This is a genomic window from Mesorhizobium tamadayense (assembly GCF_003863365.1).
Lineage (GTDB): Bacteria > Pseudomonadota > Alphaproteobacteria > Rhizobiales > Rhizobiaceae > Mesorhizobium > Mesorhizobium tamadayense.
Genome location: NZ_RQXT01000034.1, coordinates 1 through 17,093 on the forward strand (window position 1 = coordinate 1; position 17,093 = coordinate 17,093).

General features: G+C 64.4%; 12 protein-coding genes and 2 pseudogenes. 8 read left to right on the forward strand and 6 right to left on the reverse strand.

Annotated elements, in window-relative coordinates; translation table 11 throughout:
- From EH240_RS23785 to EH240_RS23805, 6 genes are all read right to left on the reverse strand, one after another.
- Positions 1-910: MFS transporter (locus tag EH240_RS23785; RefSeq protein ID WP_281035152.1), on the reverse strand; the 910-nt coding region annotated here is incomplete at its 3' end.
- Positions 880-1,413, reverse strand: a complete 534-nt coding sequence (locus EH240_RS39690; protein WP_281035151.1) for an MFS transporter — start codon at positions 1,411-1,413, stop codon at positions 880-882. The genes EH240_RS23785 and EH240_RS39690, both read right to left, overlap by 31 nt.
- 160 nt (positions 1,414-1,573) lie before the next feature.
- Positions 1,574-2,161, reverse strand: a complete 588-nt coding sequence (gene soxG / locus EH240_RS23790; protein WP_125003301.1) for a sarcosine oxidase subunit gamma family protein — start codon at positions 2,159-2,161, stop codon at positions 1,574-1,576.
- A 37-nt stretch (positions 2,162-2,198) separates the two neighbouring features.
- Positions 2,199-5,207 carry a sarcosine oxidase subunit alpha gene (locus tag EH240_RS23795; RefSeq protein WP_125003170.1) on the reverse strand — a complete coding sequence of 1,003 codons (3,009 nt, stop codon included), beginning with the start codon at positions 5,205-5,207 and terminating at the stop codon, positions 2,199-2,201.
- Positions 5,204-5,497 carry a sarcosine oxidase subunit delta gene (locus tag EH240_RS23800; RefSeq protein ID WP_125003172.1) on the reverse strand — a complete coding sequence of 98 codons (294 nt, stop codon included), beginning with the start codon at positions 5,495-5,497 and terminating at the stop codon, positions 5,204-5,206. The genes EH240_RS23795 and EH240_RS23800 overlap by 4 nt, the downstream gene beginning before the upstream one ends.
- Before the next feature lie 68 nt (positions 5,498-5,565).
- Positions 5,566-6,825 (reverse strand): sarcosine oxidase subunit beta, encoded by a 1,260-nt coding sequence (locus tag EH240_RS23805; RefSeq protein ID WP_125003174.1) that lies wholly within the window; start codon positions 6,823-6,825, stop codon positions 5,566-5,568.
- Positions 6,826-7,031: 206 nt separating this feature from the next.
- Between EH240_RS23805 and EH240_RS23810 the strand changes: the two genes are divergently transcribed.
- From EH240_RS23810 to EH240_RS23845, 8 genes and pseudogenes are all read left to right on the forward strand, one after another.
- Positions 7,032-9,521 (forward strand): mechanosensitive ion channel family protein, encoded by a 2,490-nt coding sequence (locus EH240_RS23810; RefSeq protein ID WP_125003176.1) that lies wholly within the window; start codon positions 7,032-7,034, stop codon positions 9,519-9,521.
- 270 nt (positions 9,522-9,791) lie between these two features.
- Positions 9,792-10,055, forward strand: a complete 264-nt coding sequence (locus EH240_RS23815) for a hypothetical protein (protein ID WP_125003178.1) — start codon at positions 9,792-9,794, stop codon at positions 10,053-10,055.
- A 202-nt stretch (positions 10,056-10,257) separates the two neighbouring features.
- Positions 10,258-11,017, forward strand: a pseudogene (locus EH240_RS23820) (haloacid dehalogenase-like hydrolase); the annotation flags it as partial.
- Positions 11,018-11,025: 8 nt separating this feature from the next.
- A pseudogene (locus EH240_RS39920) lies at positions 11,026-11,784 on the forward strand (FkbM family methyltransferase).
- 156 nt (positions 11,785-11,940) lie between these two features.
- Positions 11,941-14,502: a GcvT family protein gene (locus EH240_RS23830; protein WP_125003179.1), complete on the forward strand. Its 2,562-nt coding sequence runs from the start codon at positions 11,941-11,943 to the stop codon at positions 14,500-14,502.
- 95 nt (positions 14,503-14,597) lie between these two features.
- Complete coding sequence (locus EH240_RS23835; protein WP_125003181.1) at positions 14,598-15,446, forward strand: DUF1194 domain-containing protein; 849 nt, start codon at positions 14,598-14,600, stop codon at positions 15,444-15,446.
- 189 nt (positions 15,447-15,635) lie between these two features.
- Positions 15,636-15,977, forward strand: a complete 342-nt coding sequence (locus tag EH240_RS23840) for a beta/gamma crystallin family protein (protein ID WP_125003183.1) — start codon at positions 15,636-15,638, stop codon at positions 15,975-15,977.
- A 158-nt stretch (positions 15,978-16,135) separates the two neighbouring features.
- The gene (locus EH240_RS23845; protein ID WP_125003185.1) at positions 16,136-17,086 is read left to right on the forward strand and encodes an ABC transporter substrate-binding protein; all 951 of its coding nucleotides are present in this window, start codon (positions 16,136-16,138) and stop codon (positions 17,084-17,086) included.
- Positions 17,087-17,093 lie beyond the last annotated feature (7 nt).

Here is a 17,093-nt window from a genome sequence, read left to right on the forward strand (position 1 = left end):
AATCCGTGCTCATATGAGCGCCATGGCCACTGACATGGGCGCCGTCCTGCGGCGTGAGCCTGAGATAGGCGAGCAGCGCGCAAAGCGTGATCAAGCCTTCGACAATGAACAGGATGCGGTAGTCGTTGATGCTGGCCTGGCCGCCGCCGGCGAGCAGCGAGAGCAGCGCCGCCGCCAGACCGACGCTGATCGCCACCGCCAGCTGCCAAAGGATGTAGTAGAGCGCGCTGAAGCGCGCGAGCTGTTCCGGCGCGATGTCCGAGTAGGCGAGATTGCCGGTCGAGGCCCACTGCACCGAACGAAAGAGGCCGAAGACGAAGATGTGGGCAAGCACGATCCAGGTGGGCGTGCTTTCCTGCATCAAAGCAAAACCGGCGACCAGCAACGCGGCGATCGGCGTATTGGCGACCAGAACGCGCTTGAAGCCGAAGCGATTCAAGATGCGCGGCATGAAGAAGCGCATCAGCAGTGAGCCGATCGCGGCGACGAAGGTCAGCGATCCGGCCTGCACCGCGCTCATGCCGAAGCCGAGCTGGAACATCAGCGGCAGCAGGAAGACGACGGAGCTCAGGCCGATCGTGTCGAGCCCGCCGCCGGTGAGGAAGCTGATGCGGAAGGTGCGGATGCGCAGCAGGTTGAGGTCGAGCAGCGGATTGCGGGCGCGCAGGCAGTAGAAGGCGGCGACGGTGAGGATGACGATCGCCAGTCCAAGCTCGCCGGCGATGATGCTGCTCGCGGCATCCTTCGCGGCAAGCGAATCCATGCCGAAGACGAGCAGCGCCATGCCGCCGCTAACGAGCAGGAAGCCCGGAAAGTCGAACGGCGTGCGGACCGGCTTGGTGGTCGAAGGAAACAGCGAAGCCGCTAGCAGAGCGGCCGTCAGCGCGATCGGTATGTTGATGTAGAAGATCCAGCGCCAGGAGCGTAGGTGGTCAGCGCGCCGCCGACGAGCGGCCCGACCAGCGGCCCGGACTGGCCGGCGAGCGAAATATACATGTTGATCCTGAGCGTGCGGTCGCGCGGAAAGCTCGAGAGGATCACGACCTGGCCGAGCGTGCCCATCAGCGCGCCGCCAAAGCTCTGCAGCGCGCGCGAGCCGACCAGCATCCAGATGTTCTCCGACAGGCCGCAGAGCGCCGAAGCGCTGGCGAAGACCAGCAGCGCGAAGCAATAGACGTTGCGCAGGCCGAAGCGGTCGGCCAGCCAGCCGCCGAGCGGCATCGTGACGATGAGGCTCGCGACATAGACGGTGATCAGAAGGCCGAGCTGGCTCGGCGGGCGAGCCAGGCTTTCGCCGATGCCCGGCAGCGCGGTCACCACGACATTCTGGTCGAGGCTGGTCATGAAGACGCCGCAGGCGACGGTCGCCGGCAACAGCATCGATGGCTCGCCCGCCGGAGCAAAGCGGGTCATGGCTGTCGCCGAAATCTCTGCAGTCATGGGAAGGTATGGTGAACTGGTTGCCTGACCGGACGCCTGCTCCGACAAGTGCCCCGTGATTCCTTACCTATCGCCTCTGCTGGCCAGCGCTCAAGCAGCAGTTGTGGCCGTCGATAGTGCCAGATGCCTGGTCCTAGTGCACCTCGTAGCCGACTTCCTCGCTGGCGTGGCACAAGGCCTTCCAGAACGAGCGCGCGAAGGAGCGGAAGACATAGATGTCGAACTGGTCGGCGCCGCTGCGCTGGATCTGAGCAAAGACATCGTGATGATTGGTCGAGCGGCCGGCGCCCAGCGGGAAGGCCGGCAAGGCAAAGTCGATGGCGAAGAATTTCGCCAGCACCCACTCCGCTTTCGGCCCGGCGATGCGGATCGCGGTGCGGCCATGCGAAAGATCGGTGAGCGTGCCGATGGCCGGCGTGACGACGCCGGCGAAGGCCGCCGCAAGGCCCTCGGCCTCGTCGACCACGGTGAACTTTCCCGGCGCGAAGCCGAAGGCGGCGCGACCGCCATTGCTTATGCCGCCTCCGGCGCCGTCGGGCAGGGCGAGACCGGTGACCTTGCGGATGGCATCGATTAGCCGCTTCTCTTCACCCGGCCATGCCGCGAGCTGCAGGATCGAGCCCGGCCGCGTCTCGGACAGGATGACGTCGACGCCGTGTTCGAAATTGCCGTGCGAGCCGGGGTGGTAGACCGGCTCAAGCGGCGACAAGCGCTCGGGCAATTGGCGCTCGGGCGATTGGCGTTCGGGCAATTGGCGATCAGCCATGCATGCGGCTCCCGTCCGGATCGTAGAAATGATTGGAGACGATCTCGATTGGCCCGTACCGGTTGCGCAGCGGGTCGGAGACGAAGGCGCGCGTGCCATGCCGCGCCTTACCCCCCTTGACCAGCGCAAGCGCTATGTATTTGCCCAGCGCCGGCGAATAGCAGCAGGCGGTGATGTGGCCGATCGAATCGTGCGGATTGGCTTCGTCCAGTTCCTCGACGATATGCGCGCCGCCGTTGAAGGGCCGGTTGTCGAGTGAGATGAGGCCAACGAGCTGCAGCCGGTCCGGAGCGATCAGGCCCTCGCGGTCCATCATGGCCGAGCCGATGAAGGGCTTCTTCTTCGACAGCATCCAGTCGAGATAGAGATCGCGCGCCGTGGTGCGGCCGTCGATCTCGGCGCCGGTGACGTGGCCCTTCTCGATGCGCATGGTGCCAAGCGCCTCGAGCCCGTAAGTGACCAGGCCGAAAGGCCTGCCGGCCTCGATCAGCGCTTCCCACACCCGCGTTCCGTGGCCGGCGCCGGAATAGACCTCGAAAGCCATTTCGCCGGAGAAGGACAGGCGGCAGATCATCACCGGCACGCCGGCGATCTGGCCGTGGACGATGCCCATGAACGGAAGGGTCGCGTTGTCGACGGCGGTGCCGGTGACGCAGGACGCAAGGATGGCACGCGCGTTCGGTCCGCCGATCGCCGCGCCCGCCCGTTCGTCGGTCACCGAGGTGACCGTGACCTTCAACTCGGGCCAGATGACGTCGAGGAAATATTCCAGATGCTGCATCACCTTGCCGGCATTGGCGGTGGTGGTGGTCATCAAAAAATCCTGCTCGCCGAGCCGCCAGGTGGTGCCATCGTCGAAAGCAAGGCCGTCCTCGCGCAGCATCAAGCCGTAACGGGCCTTGCCGATGGCTAAAGTGGAAAACACGTTGGTGTAGACGCGATCGAGCAACTCCGCCGCGTCCGGGCCCTGAACGGCGATCTTGCCGAGCGTCGAAACATCGACGATGCCGGCGCTCTCGCGCGACGCCTTGGCCTCGCGGACATAGGCCTGCTCGACCGTCTCGCCGGCAAGGCCGTAGATCATCGGGCGGTACCAGAGGCCGGCCGAATACATGGTCGCGCCGTTGGCGATATGCCAGTCATGCATCGGCGTCAGCCGCTCGGGCTTCAGATCGCCGAAGCGCTCGGCCGCCAGCGAGCCGATTGATACTGGCGTGTACGGCGGACGAAAACGCGTCGTGCCGACTTCCGGGATCGGCTTGCCGAGCGCTTCGGCCATGATGGCGAGGCCCGGCACGTTTGAGCTCTTGCCCTGGTCGGTCGCCATGCCGAGCGTGGTGTAGCGCTTCAGATGCTCGACCGAGACGAAGCCCTCGCGATGCGCGAGCCGCACGTCCTCGGCGGTCACATCGTGCTGGAAGTCGACAAAACTCTTGCCCTTGGCCTTGATCTCGAAGACCGGCGCCGGATCGGGATCGCCAGGAGCAGCCCCGACAACGGGCAGAGCCGCCAAGGACGCCGTTCCGCCGGCAGCCTGAAGGCCGGCCGCGCGGCCCTCGGCAATGGCTTCCGCCGTCGAGAAACTGCCTGTGAAAGCGCCGGCGCCGATCCATTGCTGAGTTGGCCAACGCTGAGTCGGCCGCGGCGGCAGGAAGGCCTGCCTGCCCGGGTCCCACTCAGCTTTCGCTCCGGCCTGGCTGGCGAGATGGATCGTCGGCGACCAGCCACCCGACATCAGCAGGCAGTCGGCATGGATGCTGCGCTCGTCGCCGCTGAGCGCGCCGCTTATCATGTCGAAGCGCTGCACCTTGAGGCCGGCGAGCGCCTTGCCGCCTTCGGTTGCGACCACGGCATGGCCGGCAAGCAGCTCAGCTTCGGCCTCGCTCGCCAGCCTGCTCATCTCGTTCGACACGTCGCTGCGGACATCGATGACGGCGACGATCGCCGCACCAGCCTTCTTCAAGGCAACGGCCGAGCGATAGGCGCTGTCGTTGTTGGTGAACAGCGCGATCCGCTCGCCCGGCAGCACGCCATATTCGTTGGCGTAGCGTTCGGCCGCATGCGCCAGCATGACGCCCGGACGGTCGTTGCCGGGAAACACCAGCGGGCGCTCAAAGGAGCCGGTGGCGAGAACCACCGTCTTGGCGCGGATCGCCCAATAGCGCTGGCGCGGCTCGCCCTTGGCCGGCACTTCCTTATGGTCGGTCACCCGTTCAAGCGCGGCCAGGGTATTGCCGTCATAGTAGCCCCAGACCGTCGTGCGCGGCAGCAGGCGGACATTGTCATAGCCTTCGAGCTGGCCGACGATGCGTCCCGCCCAGTCGGAAGCCGGCGCACCGTCAATTGTCTCGCCCGACCAGTTCGCTGTGCCGCCGAAACGCGGCTCGAGCTCGACGAGGATCACCCGCGCGCCCTGGTCGGCCGCCGCCTTCGCCGCCGTCAGCCCGGCCGGGCCGGAGCCCACGACCAGCACGTCGCAGAAGGCGTTCATGCGCTCGTAGCGCGACGGATCGGGTGCGGTGCCAGCCCTGCCGAGACCGGCAGCGCGGCGGATGAAATGCTCGCAGAACATCCAGAAGCGCGTGCCCTTCAGCGGGCCGATCACCGGCCCCATGAAGGTCTTGTAGTAGAAGCCGGCCAAGAGGATCTTGCCGCCGAGCTGGTTGACGGCGCTGACATCCCACGCGAGCGACGGGAAGCGGTTCTGGCTGACGGCGACGAGCCCGTCATAGATCTCGACCATCGTGGCCGGGATGTTGGGCTCGCGCACGTCGCCGCGCAGCACCGTCACCAGCGCGTTCGGTTCCTCGACGCCGGCGGCGAGCAGGCCGCGCGGACGGTGATATTTGAACGAGCGGCCGAACAGCGTGACGCCCTTGGCAAGCAGCGCCGAGGCCAGCGTGTCGCCGGCATGGCCGGTATAGGGCGCGCCGTCGAAGGTGAAGCGGATGGTGCGCAGCCGATCGATGCGGCCGCCGGTTTCTGTGCGGCGAGGGCTCACTGGTTGCCTCCCGCTTTGTGGCCGGCGGATTTGTGTCCGCCACGGGCGAAGGCGGTGCTCAGGATTTCATGCGTGAGCGTGTTGCGCACGATCCTGAGATGCGCGCGGCAGCCGCCGGAATGCTGCCAGATCTCGTTGTGATCGCCGGCCGGATTCAGCCGGTCGTAGACATAGGCATTCCAGGCGTCGAGGTCCTGCGAGGCCGGCTGCGGCCGCGTGCGGTTGCCGTCGCCCTGATAGGTGAACTCGATGACGTCGCGCGGGCCGCAATAGGGACAAGTGATCAGCATTCGATTATGTCTTTTCGTTCGACCATGACCTTTTCCAAAAACCGGGTTCCACTTTTTGGGATCATGGCCTAATGCAGCCGCGGCGTCGCGCCCTGGCCTTTGTCGTCGATGATGAGGCCGCGGTAGAAACGGTCAAGCGTGAAGGGCGCGTTGAACTCGTGCGGTTCGTCCTTGGCGATGGTCCAGGCGAAGCACCAGCCCGACGCCGGCGTCGCCTTGAAGCCGCCATAGCACCAGCCGCAGTTGAGATACATGCCGGGCAGCGGTCCTGTGGTGATGATCGGCGAGCCGTCCATCGTCATGTCGCAAACGCCGCCCCAGGAGCGCAGCATGCGCACCCGCGCCAGGCCAGGGAACAGCGCCAGCATCTCGCTCATCACCTCGTCGACGACCGGCAGGCTGCCGCGTTGCGCGTAGCTGTTGTAGCCATCGAGGTCGCCACCATAGACGAGACCGCCCTTGTCGGACTGCGAGATGTAGAAATGACCCATGCCGAAGGTGAGAACGGTGTTGATGATCGGCTTCAGCGATTCCGACACGAAGGCCTGCAGAACGTAGCTTTCGATCGGCATATGCGAAATGCCGGCAAGCTGCATCACCTGGCCGGTACTGCCGGCAACGGCGAGCGCCACCTTCTTGGCGCGGATATCGCCGCGCTTCGTGGTCACACCGATGACCTTGTCGCCGTCGCGTAGGAAGCCGGTGACCTCGCAATTCTCGATGATGTCGACGCCGCGCCGGTCGGCGCCGCGCGCATAGCCCCAGGCGACGGCATCGTGCCGGGCGGTGCCCGCGCGCGGCTGCATCAGTCCGCCAAGGACGGGGAAGCGCGCCGAACCCGAGACGTCCAGCGCCGGAACAAGCCGCTTGATCTGGTCAACGCTCATCAGCTCGGCATCGACGCCGAGATGGCGCATGGCGTTGCCGCGCCTTGCATAGTCGTCAAGCTGGGCGGGTGTGTGCGCGAGGTTCAGGCAGCCGCGCTGCGAGAACATGACGTTGTAATTGAGGTCGTGCGACAGGTTCTCCCACAGCTTCATCGAATGCTCGTAGAAGCGGGTGTTCTGCGGCAAGAGATAATTGGAGCGCACCGCCGTGGTGTTGCGGCCGACATTGCCCGAGCCCAACCAGCCTTTCTCCAGCACCGCGACGTTGGTGATGCCGTGTTCCTTGGCGAGATAATAGGCGGTCGAGAGGCCATGACCGCCGCCGCCGATGACGATCACGTCATAGGACGCCTTGGGATCCGGCTTGCGCCAGGCCGGCTTCCAGTCCTGGTTGCCGGCCAGCGCGTTCTTGAGCAGCGAAAAGGCTGAATATTCCGCCATTCTTCCCATCGTCCTGTTGGTGCGAGGCGGCAGACTATAGAGCAGGCGAGAAGCGCAAAGCCAAGATTGCGCCATCGCTTTTCGACAGGCCGACTTCGATCCGCCGCATCGGCCTGATGATCGGAACGGCTTGCCGCCTGATATGCCGGTCTTTATCAAGGGCGGGATTTTCGAAGATTTTTCGGCCGCGAGTCGCCCATCACGTCATGATTTTCCGACTGCTACGCCTGATCCTGGTCGCCATTGTCGCCGTCGCAGCGCAGCCGTCGCTCGACGCGCTGGCGCAGGCGATCGGCCAGGGCTCCACGCAGCTCGTCGCCGACCAGACCAACGTCATCCAGGACCTGACGGCGAAGACCGACGGGCTGGAGAAGAAGTTAAGCGCCCCCGACCAGGACGATGCCGGCCTTGTCGATATCCGGTTGCAACTCGAGGATATTTCACGGGCGGCGCTGAACAGCGCGCTCGCGTTCCGTCCGCGGCTCAACGACATCAATGCTCGCATCAAGGTATTGGGGCCGCCGCCGGCGCAGGGGCAACCGCCGGAGCCTGCGATCGTCGCCAATGAGCGGGCGGCGCTTACGGCAGAGAAGGCCGAGATCAATGCCGTGGTCGCCAGCGCGCAGAATCTCTCGATCCGCATCAGCGGGCTGGTCGACAAGATCGCCACCATGCGCAGCGAGATTTTCCGCAGCGTTTTGACGAAACGCTACCAATTGACCGATGCGCTGAGCCCGCAGGCCCTTTCCGACGCGCACGACCAGTTCACCGGCCTCTACAAGGCGGTGGCGTCATGGCTCACCTTCGCGTTGAAGTTCAAGTTCCAGGCCATGCTTGCGGCGACGCTGATGGCGCTGGCGCTGGCGGCCGTGCTGCTGATCGGCGGCAGGCGCCTGTTCGGCCGCATCTTCGAGGCCGATCCTTCGGTCGAAGAGCCGTCCTACCTCAGCCGGCTTTCGGTGGCGTTCTGGTCGACGCTGCTGCCGACCGTGGCGCTCGGCGCGTTCCTCGCCTCGACCGTGTTCTTCTTCAACTATTACAACGTGCTGCGCGGCGACATCGGCGAATTCCTCAACGCGCTGCTGTCGGTCGTCGCGGTGGTGTTCTGCGTCAACCGGCTGACCAACGCAGCACTCGAGCCGCGGCTGCCGAACTGGCGGCTTATACCGGTGGAGACCGGCGCCGCGCGCTGGCTGGTGCGGCTGGCCACTGCCATGGCCGTGGTTCTCGGCTTCAATTACTTCCTGTCGGTCGTCAACGAGAAGATGGGCTCGCCGCTGTCGCTGACGATTGCCAGGAGCTTCGTTGCCACCGTCATCGTGGGCGTCATCCTGATCCTGATGGGCGCGCTGAGGCCTTTTAGGGCGAAGGACGGCTCGTGGCGGCCGTGGCCGGCATGGCTTCGCTTCCTTGCCATCGGGCTCGGCCTCTCCACCATTGCCGCGGCGCTGCTCGGCTATATCGGTCTTGCGCTTTTCGTCTCGATTCAGGTCGTGGTCACCGGCACCACCCTGGTCACCGCCTATATCGGCTTCCTGTCGGCGCGGGCGATCGGCGAGGAGGGCGGCTTCGCCGACACTTCGGTCGGGCGCTGGCTGTCGGCCAATTCCAGCTATGAGGACACCGCGCTCGACCAGCTCGGCCTGGTTGTCAGCACCGCCATCAACCTGATGATCGTGCTGGTGTTCCTGCCGCTGATCCTCTTGATGTGGGGCTTCCAGCCCGGCGATATCGAAGCCTGGGCCTACAAGCTGGCGACAGGCGTCACGGTCGGGTCCGTCACCATCTCGGTGCTCGGCATCCTCACCGGCATCGTCGTATTCGTCATCGGCTATTTCCTGACGCGCTGGTTCCAGGGTTGGCTCGACGGCTCGGTCATGGCGCGCGGCAAGGTCGACACCGGCGTGCGCAACTCGATCCGGCTGGCGGTGGGCTATGCCGGCGTCGCGCTTGCAGCGCTCATCGGCATATCGGCGGCGGGCATCGATCTTTCCAATCTGGCGCTGGTGGCAGGCGCGCTTTCGCTGGGCATCGGCTTCGGTCTGCAGAACGTGGTCTCGAACTTCGTCTCAGGCCTGATCCTGCTTGCCGAGCGACCGTTCAAGGTGGGCGACTGGATCGTCGCCGGCGACATCAGCGGCACGGTCAAGAAGATCAGCGTGCGCGCGACCGAGATCGAGACGTTCCAGCGGCAGTCGGTGATCCTGCCCAACTCCAACCTCATCAACAATGCGGTCGGCAACTGGACGCACCGCAACAAGCTCGGCCGCGTCGAAATCAAGGTGGGCGTCGCCTATGGCAGCGACATCAAGCGCGTCCATGCCTTTCTGCTCGATATCGCGCGCAAGCATCCCATGGTGCTCAAGAATCCCGAGCCTTTCGTGCTCTTCGCCAATTTCGGGCCGGCGGCGCTCGAATTCGAAATCCGCGTGTTCGTGGCCGACGTGATGAACGGCAGCATCGTCCAGAACGATATCCGCTTCGCGATCCTCGATATCTTCGAGGACGAGCATATCGAGATCCCGTCGACGCCGCGCGCCGTGGTCGAGACGAAGAAGCATGAGTCGTGGCCGATCGACGACGACAAGATCGAGGCCGAATTCGCCGAGCGCGAGCGGCTGGAGGCGGAAGCCGCGGCCGAGCGGGAGCGTTTGGCCAAGACGAAGAGGAAAGGCCGCAAACCCGACCCCGACTAGACCGGTCCGCCGTTTCACGGAAACGCTGAACCGCTCTATCTCTTTGTTTTCACGCAATTCCGGACGGAAGGCTACGGCGAAGTCGCCGAGCCTAACCGTTTGACACTTTTCCTGGAATTGTTTTGGGTTTGCAGGCCGGCCAAATCCGATTGTGGCATGAATGCGGCATTCAGTTGCTGTTCAGATTACATCTCATATAAGCTCTCACGCAAAGGGCGAGAATGCCTTGCGAAATGCAACAAGAGGCGGTGTGGAAACACCGGAATTGCAATGTGGAAGTCTGTCGTTGCCGCCGTCGCTTTCCTGGCCCTGGGCGGTTCGGCTTTTGCCGCCAGCGCGGTCAACAAGGACGCCCAGACGCGCACGCTGATCGTGACCGAAGGCGGCGGCAAGACCGAGTTGGCGCTGGCCGCCGGCGAGACGGTGGAGTTCTGCCCGAATGGCTGCTTTGTCACCCTGCCCAATGGCGACCTTGAAGCGCTGACCGGCTCGGAAACGGTCGAGATCTCGGGCGGCGTCGCCCGCATCAAGTAATTGCACTTAGACGCGATCGGCAAAGGCCGGGCGAATGTCCGGCCTTTTATCGTTTCCGGTAGCCGCCGCTTAACGATGGCGCCGGAAATACTGTCGGCACAGCGCGCTGCAACCGGGCGTTTTAACGTTCGCTCCGCCATCCCCGTTATATCCGTTGCGAAGACGCCGAAACGCGGCGCGGGGTGAGCAGGGCAGGACGACAATGGACGCGCGGTCGGACAGGAACGCAATTCCGCTTGCAGTCGATCTCGACGGCACGCTGATTGCAACGGACCTTCTGTGGGAAGGCCTGTTCATCCTGCTCAAGAAGAACCCGCTCTATCTCTTTCTGTTGCCGCTTTGGCTGACCGGCGGTCCGGCGCGGCTGAAGCGGGAAATCGCCGCGCGCGTCGACATCGATCCGGCTTGCCTGCCCTATCGGGCTGAATTGCTGGAGCGGCTCCGCGCCGAACATGGGGAAGGCCGCAGGATCGTGCTGGCGACGGGCACGCCGCGCAAGCTCGCCGAGGCGATCGCCGCCCATCTCGGCATCTTCGACCGCGTGCTGGCGACGGACGGACCGCACAATCTGACGTCGGGCAGGAAGCGCGCCTCGCTGGTCGCCGCCTACGGCGACGCCGGCTTCGACTATGCCGGCAACAGCCGCCACGATCTCAAGGTGTTCGACGCCGCACGCAACGCCATCGTCGTGGCACCGGACCGCAGCGCCCAGCGCTGGCAAGCGGCGCGTGGCGCCGAGACCATGCCGGCGCCGAAGCGGACGCTGAAGACCTACGTCAAGATGCTGAGGATGCATCAGTGGCTGAAGAATTCGCTGATCGCGGTGCCGATGGTGCTGTCGCACGAATATTTCAACATCGGCATGATCTGGCAGTGCGTTCTGGCGTTCGTTTCGTTCAGCGCCGTGGCGTCCGCCATCTACATCGTCAACGACTTCTTCGACCTCGCGCTCCATTGCCGGAGACAAGTCATGAGCTCGGTTTCCAGCCTCGCGCGCGTTCTGTTGTCGTTCGGCTTTCCGGCCGGGCTGCTCGATCGCGGACCGGCGCTGCGCGGCACGAAGTTCCTCGCCAAGGCGGCGCTCAAGGCGCGCTTCGGCGGCAATAGCCGGTCGTTCCAGATGGTCAATGTCGGCGCCTGCGAACGCGCGCTGTTCGACGACGTGACGCCCTGGCTGCACCGCATCCCTCGGGCGCGCGCACTGCTCGTCTAGCCGATCCCCTACAACCAGAAGCGGCTGCGCGCGAACTATCCCGACGCTGAACGTTTTGTGATCGAACCGGTGGCGGTGACCAGGACAAAGGGCACCATCACCGTCCACACCTTCGCCGCCGCCGCACTCGAAGCGGGTACGCTGCCGATCGAGTTCATCGGCTGCTCGTCGGTCACCGACACCAATCTGATGTCGGGCAAGAACGCCTGGGGCGAGGCGGACGCCAACTTCAACAAGTTCGCGCCGCATCTGAAGGACATCGAGGTGCCGTCGGAGACCTTGCAGACGCTGTTCGACCGCAACGGCATCACCTCTATCGACGCTTTCCTGGTAGACTGCGAAGGCGCCGACTGGATGGTGTTCCACCAGCTCGACCTCGAGCGCTATCGTCCCGGCATGATCAAGATCGAGGTCGGCGCGTTGCCGGCCGCCGAGATCGGCCAAGTCGTCGTCAAGCTCAAGACCGCCGGCTACCAGGTCGGCTTCCAGGCCGAGGACATCTGGGCCTTCGCCTGAGCGAAATCGCATCCAGCGGGTGAGCTTGCGCGCCGGGTCGCGCCGCACCTGCGGCGTGTCGCAAACAGGCGGTAGCTCAATCCGCGTCCTCTGCATATTGTGCGCCATTCGAACGGGCGCCGGCGCGCCCGCTTTACCAATTTGGAGTCGCGGGCCATGGCAGAGTTTCCGAAAAAGGCGAAGGTCGTCATCGTCGGTCTGGGCGGTATCGTCGGCGCGTCGGTCGCCCATCACCTGATCGAGCGCGGCTGGGACGATATCGTCGGCATCGACAAGTCGGGCATCCCGACCGATATCGGCTCGACGGCGCATGCTTCGGACTTCTGCTACACGACCAGCCACGATTTCCTGTCCTGCTGGACGACGCTCTACTCCATCGATTTCTACGAGAAGATGGGCCATTACGCTCGAATCGGCGGCCTCGAGGTCGCGCGCGTCGGCGACGATGGCCGCATGGAGGAGATCAAACGCAAGATCGCTTCCGCCAAGGCCTTCGGCACCCGCGCCCGACTGATCGAACCGGCCGAGATCAAGGAAAAGTTCCCGCTGATCGAGGAGCATCTGGTGCAGGGCGGCTTGTGGGATCCCGATGCCGGCCTCGTCATCCCGCGTTCGCAGACGGTGGCCGGCAAGTTGGTCGACCAGGGTGTCGCCTCCGGCAAGCTCACGGCCTTCGCCAATACATCGGCCAAGGAGCTGATCGTCGAGGGCGGCCGCATCAAGGGCGTGGTGACCGAGCGCGGTACCATCGAAGCCGACTATGTCATCGTCTGTACCGGCATCTGGGGTCGACTCACCGCGGCGCTGGTGGGCGAGGACCTGCCGGTCATGCCGATAGACCATCCGCTCACCTTCTTCGGCCCCTACAACGAGTTCGCCGGCACCGGCAAGGAGATCGGCTGGCCGCTGCTGCGCGACCAGGGCAACTCCGCCTATATGCGCGACACCGGCGATCCCAAGACCGCCGAAGGCGGGCAGATCGAATGGGGCTATTACGAGGAGACAAACCCGCGGCTCTGCCATCCCCGCGACCTGCTCGAGAAGGACCAGGCGCGGCTCTCGCCGTCGCAGCGCGATCTCGACATGGAGCAGATCATGGCGCCGCTGGAGCGCGCCATGGAGCTGACGCCGATCCTCGGCGAGCTCGGCTACAACGAGGGCCATTCCTTCAACGGCCTGCTGCAGGTGACGACCGACGGCGGCCCGTCGATGGGCGAAAGCCAGAAGGTGAGGGGGCTGTGGTACGCTGTCGCCATCTGGGTCAAGGACGGCCCCGGCATGGGCAAGCTGATCGCCGACTGGATGACCGACAGCCGCACCTCGATCGACCATCACGCGATCGACTATGCGCGCTTCTATCCGCACCAGACGCAGGAACAGTTCATCTGGGATCGCTGCACCGAGACGGCGATGAAGGTCTACAATCCGGCGGTCCATCCGCGCGAGCCCTTCTCCAAAAGCCGCAACATCCGCCGCTCGCCGTTCTGGGAGCGCGAGAAGGAACTCGGCGGCTACTTCATGGAACTGGGCGGCTGGGAGCGCGCCCACGGCTACGCCGCCAACGAGCATCTCTTAGAAAAATACGGCAACAGCGTGCCGGTGCGCGAGAACGAGTGGGACAACCGCCATTTCTGGCGCGTCTCCAATGCCGAGCATCTGGCGATGAGCGCGGATTGCGGCATCGTCAACCTCTCGCATTTCTCGATGTACGATGTTGAGGGGCCCGACCATGTCGCGCTGCTGGAATGGCTGTGCGCGGCCAAGATCGGCGGCGACAACAATATCGGCAAAGGCATCTACACCCACTTCCTCGACGAGGAAGGCATGGTGCGCGCCGACTTCACCGTCATCCGCATGGCGGACCGCTGCCGCGTCATCGACGGCGCCGACGCCGGTCCGCGCGACTTCCGCTATATGCAGCGCACCGCGCAGGACAAAGGTTTCGATGTCACCATCACCGATGTGACCGAGAAATACGTCACCATCGGCATCTGGGGGCCCAACGCGCGCACGACCCTGCAGAAGGTGATCGAGGATCCGAACGGGCTGACGCCCGAGAACTTCCCCTTCGCGGCAATCAAGCCGATCAGGATCGGCGGCAAGGACGTCACTGCCTTCCGCATCTCCTATGTCGGCGAACAGGGCTGGGAACTGCATATGCGCTACGAGGACGGCTTGGCCGTCTGGGACGAGCTGCGCTCGACCGGCGTCATGCCTTTCGGCGTCGAGACCTATGCCAACACGCGCCGCATGGAGAAGAGCCTGCGGCTGCAGAACGCCGATCTCCTGACCGAATACAATCTGCTGGAGGCTGATCTCGCCCGGCCGAAGGTCAAGGAGAACGACTTCTGCGGCAAGGCCAAGCATCTGGAGTACCGCGCCCGCGAGCACCAGCCAGCGATGCTTTGCACGCTGGTCATGACCGAGAACACCGATTCCAAGGGCGTCGCCCGCTATCCGGTCGGCACCATGCCGGTGCAGGATCCCGCGACCGGCGAGACGCTGGTCGATGAGCTCGGCCGGCGCTCCTTCACCACGTCGGTCGCCTATGGCCCGACGATCGGCAAGAATATCGCGCTCGCCTATCTGCCCTGGGCTTACTGCCAGGAAGGCCGCAAGTTGCAGGTGGAGTATTTCGGCGAGACCTATCCGGTCGAGGTCGCCGGCGTCGGCTATAAGCCGCTCTACGACCCGGAGAACCTCAAGCCGCGCAGCTAAGCGAGCGCTCGCCTCACGCAGATTTCAAAAAGAGGCCCGGTCGACGCCGGGCCTTTTTACTTTGTTGGTGCACGATTATCGCTTACCGTCGCGTCATGTCCGCTTTCGGCCGAACAGGGCATTGGCTTTCCGGCGTCGCCGCGCTGGCGCTGCTCTTCGGCCTGACCGCGCGATCGACGGCGATAGAGCAGGTCGATGTCGAGCTGGTCCTGGCGGTCGATGTTTCGCTTTCCATGTCGCCGGCCGAGCTCGAGATCCAGCGCCACGGCTATGCCGCTGCGCTCACGCATGACAATGTATTGAAGGCCATCGCCGACGGCGCCTATGGCAAGATCGCGGTCACCTATGTCGAGTGGGCCGGCACCAGATGGCAGCGGGTCATCGTGCCGTGGACGGTGATCGCCAATCGTGCCGATGCCGAACGGGTCGTCGCGCAGCTCAATGCGCGTCCGCCAGGCAGCGCGCGACGTACATCGATCTCCGGTGCGCTGACCTTCGGCAGCGACCTTTTCGCCGAAAGCGGCTTTCAGGGCACCAAGCGCGTCATCGACGTTTCGGGCGACGGACCCAACAACCAGGGCGCGCCGGTCGACATCACGCGCGACGAGGTGGTCAAGCAGGGCATCACCATCAACGGGCTGCCGCTGATGACGCGCGGTGGTTTCAGCGGCGCCTTCGATGTCGACAATCTCGACCGCTACTACAGCGACTGCGTCATCGGTGGGCCGGGCGCCTTCATGATCCCGGTCAACGACTGGACGCAGTTTCCGGAAGCGATCCGCCGCAAGCTGGTGCTTGAGCTTGCCGGTCCGGCCTCGCAGCAATGGGCGGCGCAAGAGGCCGCTCACCTGCCGGTGGTGCTCGCCGACGACAGGCCGGCCGCCGATTGCCTGGCCGGCGAGAAGATGTGGCGCAACCGCGGCTGGATGCTGGACAGCCGCTGAATCGTTTCCAGTTTTCCGCCCGTATTGCGCAGGCAAAGAACACATTTCCAGGGACGTGCGCCGGGGTTTTCAGTCTGGAAACCACCGTCGAGGATTGCCGGACGCGGGCTTGCTTCCAGCGATGGCACGATGGCAAACTGCCGTGGGGTCGGCGCAACTGCCCGAAGCGACCAAACGAGGAAAGTCACAATGAAACGCCTGTTCATCCCGACCATATTTGCGTCTCTGCTTTGCGCCGGCAGCGCTAGCGCCCAATTCTACGGCGAGGCCGCCTGCGTGCTGTTCGAGAATGCAAACTTCCGCGGTCGCTCGCTTGAAATGGGGCCCGACGACGCCGTGAATTTCCGGGGCGGGTTCTGGAACGATCGCGTCTCTTCGGTGCTCGTGCGGCGGGGCTGCACGCTGGTTGCCTATGAGAATTCGGGAAGGCGCGGCCGCTCGATCGAGCTCGACCGCAGGGTCCGCGATTTCGGCGGTTCCGGCTGGAACGACCGCATCTCGTCGGCGGAGTGCTATTGCGACCGGTATTGAACGCCGGCGGCGTCTCGGGCGAGCGGCCGCAGCCGGTCAGGCGCGCAGGGCTCTCCCCCGCTGCGTTAGACCATGGTCCATGACCGGTCCTGCTTCATTGACAAGCCTTTTGGGCTCTGTGAGACAATTTCTTCTCACCACATAAAAGGGGAACCACGATGAACAGAACCAGCATTTTCGCGGCGGCTCTGGCGGCCGTCGCCGGATTGTCGGCGCCGGCCATGGCCGCGACGTCGCTTACCATCGGCATCAGCGGTTGGACCGGATTCGCGCCGCTGACTTTAGCTAAGCAGGCCGGACTTTTCGAGAAACATGGGCTCGACGTCACGCTGAAGAAAGTTCCGCAAGCGAGCCGTCCGCTGGCCATCGCCAGCGGTGATCTGCAATGCGCGGCGACCACCGTCGAGACCTGGATGGTGTGGAACGCCAGCGGCGTCGCCACCAAGCAAATCTTCCAGCTCGACAAATCCTACGGCGCCGACGGCATCGTGGTGCGCAACGACATCAAGACGGTCGCCGACCTCAAGGGCAAGAACGTCGCGTCGTCCGCGCCCGGCACGTCGCCCTATTTCCTGCTAGCCTGGGTGCTCAACAAGAACGGCATGTCGACGAAGGACGTCACCGTCGTCAATCTGGAGCCCGATGCGGCGGCGCAGGCCTTCCTGGCCGGCCAGAACGATGCCGCCGTCACCTATGAGCCCTTCATCTCCGCCGTGCGCGACAAGGCCGACCAGGGCCATATCCTGGCGACCACGCTCGACTATCCGATGGTGTTGGATACTGTCGGCTGCACGCCGGAATTCCTCAAGGCCAACCCCGACGCCGCCAAGGCGCTGGCCGACAGCTATTTCGACGCCCTCGACATGATCAAGAAGGAGCCGCAGAAATCCTACGAGATCATGGGCGCCGACGTGAAACAGTCGGCCAAGGAATTCGAGGACTCGGCCAAGTACCTGAAATGGGCGGACCGCGAGGAGAACAAGCAGTTCTTCACCAAGGAGTTCCAGGACTTTTCCAAGACCGCGGCGGAGCTCTTGCTGCAGATGGGATTGATCAAGGAAGCTCCGGGCGTGACGACGCTCGCCGACACCAGCGCGGTTGCCAACTGATCCCATA

Bases quoted from the DNA above. Each gene is read 5' to 3' on its own strand.
- EH240_RS23815 (WP_125003178.1), top strand. From the start codon at position 9,792: ATGTGGAAGTCTGTCGTTGCCGCCGTCGCTTTCCTGGCCCTGGGCGGT.
- EH240_RS23810 (WP_125003176.1), top strand. From the start codon at position 7,032: ATGATTTTCCGACTGCTACGCCTGATCCTGGTCGCCATTGTCGCCGTC.
- EH240_RS23845 (WP_125003185.1), top strand. From the start codon at position 16,136: ATGAACAGAACCAGCATTTTCGCGGCGGCTCTGGCGGCCGTCGCCGGA.
- EH240_RS23840 (WP_125003183.1), top strand. From the start codon at position 15,636: ATGAAACGCCTGTTCATCCCGACCATATTTGCGTCTCTGCTTTGCGCC.
- EH240_RS23805 (WP_125003174.1), bottom strand. From the start codon at position 6,825: ATGGCGGAATATTCAGCCTTTTCGCTGCTCAAGAACGCGCTGGCCGGC.
- EH240_RS23800 (WP_125003172.1), bottom strand. From the start codon at position 5,497: ATGCTGATCACTTGTCCCTATTGCGGCCCGCGCGACGTCATCGAGTTC.
- EH240_RS39690 (WP_281035151.1), bottom strand. From the start codon at position 1,413: ATGACCCGCTTTGCTCCGGCGGGCGAGCCATCGATGCTGTTGCCGGCG.
- EH240_RS23830 (WP_125003179.1), top strand. From the start codon at position 11,941: ATGGCAGAGTTTCCGAAAAAGGCGAAGGTCGTCATCGTCGGTCTGGGC.
- EH240_RS23835 (WP_125003181.1), top strand. From the start codon at position 14,598: ATGTCCGCTTTCGGCCGAACAGGGCATTGGCTTTCCGGCGTCGCCGCG.